2 protein-coding genes are annotated in these 4,155 nt (G+C 62.0%); both read right to left on the bottom strand.

Annotation, left to right across the window (positions count from 1 at the left end):
• Nucleotides 1–157: 157 nt before the first annotated feature.
• Complete coding sequence (locus ACRWNM_RS36440) at nucleotides 158–2,101, bottom strand: Druantia anti-phage system protein DruA (RefSeq protein ID WP_431972718.1); 1,944 nt, start codon at nucleotides 2,099–2,101, stop codon at nucleotides 158–160.
• A 38-nt stretch (nucleotides 2,102–2,139) separates the two neighbouring features.
• Nucleotides 2,140–3,585: an ATP-binding protein gene (locus ACRWNM_RS36435; RefSeq protein WP_431972717.1), complete on the bottom strand. Its 1,446-nt coding sequence runs from the start codon at nucleotides 3,583–3,585 to the stop codon at nucleotides 2,140–2,142.
• Nucleotides 3,586–4,155: the final 570 nt, after the last annotated feature.

Genomic DNA, 4,155 nt, shown 5'->3' with positions numbered 1-4,155 from the left:
ACGGGGTTTGGCTTCCCGGCGTCGGAAGGAGCGAGGGTTCTTGCGGGCGCGGGCGGACAGATCGGCGCCCCCACGAAGGCCTCCTGGAAGTGAAGCGGTTTCTCGATATCCGCTCCACAACAGGAGGCCTTCGTTAGTCAGCAACCAGGCCGTGCCCTCACGAGCCCGGGAGAACGGACTCGGCGGAGAAGAGCAACAACTCGTCGTCGACGGGCAGTGGCACCCGCGCACCGTGTTGGATCGGGCGAACGAGGCGATGCGAGCGCATGGCGTCCTGCACCGCTGGCTGCGCGGCTCTCCGAAGTGCCCAGCGCCCAAGCCACCAGGTGGCGACCGTATGATCTGCGTCTTCCATACCCGGGTCGATCAGATAGTCCGGTTCCGGCGCGATACCGAGCGAGAACTCCCGCAGGTTTTTGACCAAAGGCACGCCGTAGAGGATCCGTTCCCGGCCGTGCTTGAGTAGTTCGTTGGTGGGCCACCCTAGCGCTGCCAAGCCAAGCCGGATCTTGCGGAGCCGTGGACTTACGCCTTCACCGAAGATGCTATTCACTCGTATGAGAGAGCCGTTCAATTGCGACAGACGCACAAGTGCAGCGACAGTTTCGTCCGAGAAATGCGACGTGCCAAACGAGCGGGAGCGGCCGAGTTCGTGGAAGCCCATCAAAACATCGGCCGCGCCTCCCATGACGTTCGCTGGCCAGAAAAGTCGATTGTACTGGCTGGAGCCGGTGCCATAAAGCGACGTCGTCCCTACGAAGGACAACCGTGCTTCTCGTTCGATCGGGCGGCCCGCCATGGCCGACGCGATTTCGCTAGGGCGAGCGTACTTCGCACGGTATGCGGCAAGCACCTTGGGAGACACCGCGAGCGCACCGACGAGTTTCCCAGCCGCGAGCGCGTTGTACGGTGCAACGGCACCGCACACTGTGAGGTCAGCGATAACCGTGCCCACGCGCTCGCCGCGGGCCTTGCGAATCACACGCCGGATCTGCCCACGGGCCTTCCGATCATCGAGAGCTTTCTTAAGTCCAGCCAGTGGGGTGGCTTCCTGCTCGAAGTGCTGCCCGAGGCATTCTGCGATCTCCAACGCTTCTGCGAGGGCAGCGGAACGCTTGCTCCGGAACAAATACGTCTCGGCGCGTTCAACCCAGGCGTCCGACTCGATGTTCCGAACAATCCTGATGGCGCTGCCCCGATGGTGCTTCTGGCGGTAGCGCTCGGCGTCGGCTTTGAGACGGGCGACCGTGTTGGTGGTGTCCGTGCCAGCGCCAGTTGGTTCGAGTACCCCGTTCCGGACCAGGTCAGTCACATAGATCTCGTCGATCTGCGTCTGGATACGATTCGCTAGCCACTGTGCGATTTCGGTCGTCGGATTCGCCTCGACCGCCTTCAGGAACTGATCTGTCTCCCACCCCATCCAGGTGTCGCGCTCGGCGATCTGGACGACGGGACTGGAGATTGCAGCCAGGCCAACCACAGCGTGGTGCTTCGTGGCAGCATCGCGGATGAGGATGGGCATCGAACGACCAGGCACGGTGGCATATGCGTTCGACCACGTGTGGCGGAAGTACCGCCAAATATCGTGCAGTCTGAAACCTGTTAGTTCGCAGGTTGATTGGTCGACGATTTGGACGTACGGCTTGATCGCTGTGGTCGGGTCGTCGGCTGATGCGAGGGTATCTGCGAGTTCACCACCGTCCCGCATGAGGTTGAACACCGAGACGATGTCATCGCCATGTCGCTGGCCGCGCTCCATCGACTCGACGAAACGACGCACGCTCGGCTTGCGCAGTTGCTCATCTCGACGGACGTGCTCCTGCCTTCTGATGCGCGCCTTCTCTGCTCGGCGGTCGTCGTACGCCGAGGGAGGGCGCAGAAGTGGTCCGATCTTGTCGATTGTGATCGTCCAGCCTTGGTCTACCAGGTCGATCAAGGTGTGTGCTGCCGCCGCAAGGATGGGTTGTTCATAGAGGTTGCCAAGGTTGGCGGCGCGTGCCCATTCAGTGTGGTCTAGACCGGAACCGACTGCGTGTATATCGACTTCGGATAGGAGCGCGCACAGTTTTACGAACGCACGCCGCTCTTGGCGTGTGGCCATGGTCGGGAGACTAAGCGGGACGTACTTCAAATCTGGGCTCATGATCGCTGGACCATCCGTCCGTATGTCGCGCTCCATATCCGAAGCATCTCATCCGTTTCTCGACCCATGAGAAGGGTGGTCCGCGCGAAGGACAGTAGGAACAGTTCGATCGCTGTGCGAAGTTTCGTGGCGGCGGTATCTTCCATGGTGATCAACGGGTGGTAGAGCGCCGCGAACGCGGGGTGGTCGATGTTCAAGGTGACGTCGAGCGTACGGTGCTTGAGACGCGAGCGGAACATCGTTTCCACAGGCAGCGGTGCCGAGCCGATGCTGTAGTTCAGAGGACCTCGGGCCCGACCCCGGCCTTTGAGGGCGGGGAGGTCGGCGTCGGCAGCCGTGGCGATTCGGCAGGATGCCGCGGCAGCGGCCTTGAACTTCACCTCCTCGAACGCTTGGCGGACGCGGGCATTCAGCATTCGCGCGATTGACTCGAGTTCGGGCTCGATTGCGTCGCGAAGAGCAGCGGAGGGCCGGATACCTTGCTTGTTAATGGTTATGCCGAAGTGCTCATCGAGCACAGGGTCGAACTCGATCTCGCAGCGCCACCAGTCGTCGTAGTTCTCTTTGCGCTTGGAGCCCATCAAGTGCCAGCCGATGGCAATCTCACGACCAGCACGAAGTATCGTTACACCGCCGTGCCCTACGATCCCGACTTGGCGCTTGGTGACGTTGTCCAGGTGATGCCAGGAGTGCACCGGCAGGATGGTAAATCGTACAGTCACGAATGCGGTGTCACCGGACGCGGTGGCGACCTCGTATCGCAGGGTGTCGAACGCTGGCTGTGCCGTCCGACCCTCGACGTCGGTTGTGAGCAAGGTCGGATCCACCGGCTGCACAGGCATATCGTTGATCGTGAGCCGCAGATCACCGCTCAGAAAACGCCGGTAAATTCTGCCCAGATCGCGGTGCAGTGCTCGCTCAAGCCATGCCAAACGTCGGTATTCAACCCGATCGCACAGGTACCAAACGACGCGACATCCTGACGATGTCGGCGCGCTGCCAGCGGGTCGCGGTGCAAGGTCCACTGGCATTCCAGCAGCAATCTCGTCTACGTCGAGCCTGACGGACTGTGCTGGCTGACCCGCCTGCCACGCGACGACTTCCACCTTCCGTGCCTGGCTGACCGATGCGGCGGGCAACCCCATACCGAATCTGCCGAACGAGGTCCGCTCGTCGAACCGGGATGAACCGCCGAACCGCAGGCAGGAGGCAAGCTTGGCCCGATCCATGCCTTCGCCGTTGTCCTCGACCTGGATCTGTGGCCATACACCCTTAATCGGACGGTTGATGCTGATGGCGACATCAGAGGCGCCTGCCTGGAGAGAGTTGTCGACTAGTTCCGCAAGCGCGGTGGACAGGCTGACGTAGCCCGACTCTCGCGCCGCCCGAATGAAGTTCGATGGCACCACGAGGTTGTCCGCCGCCCGCAGTCGGTGGCTCATCGTTTACCCCCGTTTCAACGTTGTTGTCATAGGACGAGAGTAGCTGCACGCGAATGCGAAGGCGACCAGGTGTGTAGGCATGAGTAAGGCCACTTCGGCCACCTAGGCCGAGGCGTGGTTTGCGTGGGCAAGGCGACCGAACTTTCGCTGCGACTTCGCGGTTCGTGCAAGGGTGCAGCCGGGCCGCCGTCGCTCGCGAGCGACAGACGTGTCTGTCATGTGCAGCGCTCCCGAACTGACGGTGCCCGACTTCAACACGTGAGACTCTCGGTTCGCTGAGAGACCGTGTTGGTCGAGACAGCGCGGTGCAGACGTTGCCGCTGGTCCTTTGGGGGGCCGCTCGCCGAGTGAAGACGTGCGTGTCTCCACGCGCTGGGCTCCGCGGGATCTGGCGTCAGGTTGGCCCAGGTCCAGGGATCGGCGATCGTTTCGACGCGGTACCAGTATCTGAGTGATCGGCACCTTAGCAAGGTTGAAAAACTCGATCCCGTCCGCGGACGGCCTGCGCCATCGACCGGTGTGGTCGGTCAGGTGTTGGCGGACATCCCTCCATCGGCGATGCTTCGCAAA

The sequence above is a fragment of the Nocardia sp. bgisy134 genome, assembly GCF_965341865.1.
Lineage (GTDB): Bacteria > Actinomycetota > Actinomycetes > Mycobacteriales > Mycobacteriaceae > Nocardia.
This window is presented reverse-complemented; position numbering and strand designations above follow the sequence as displayed.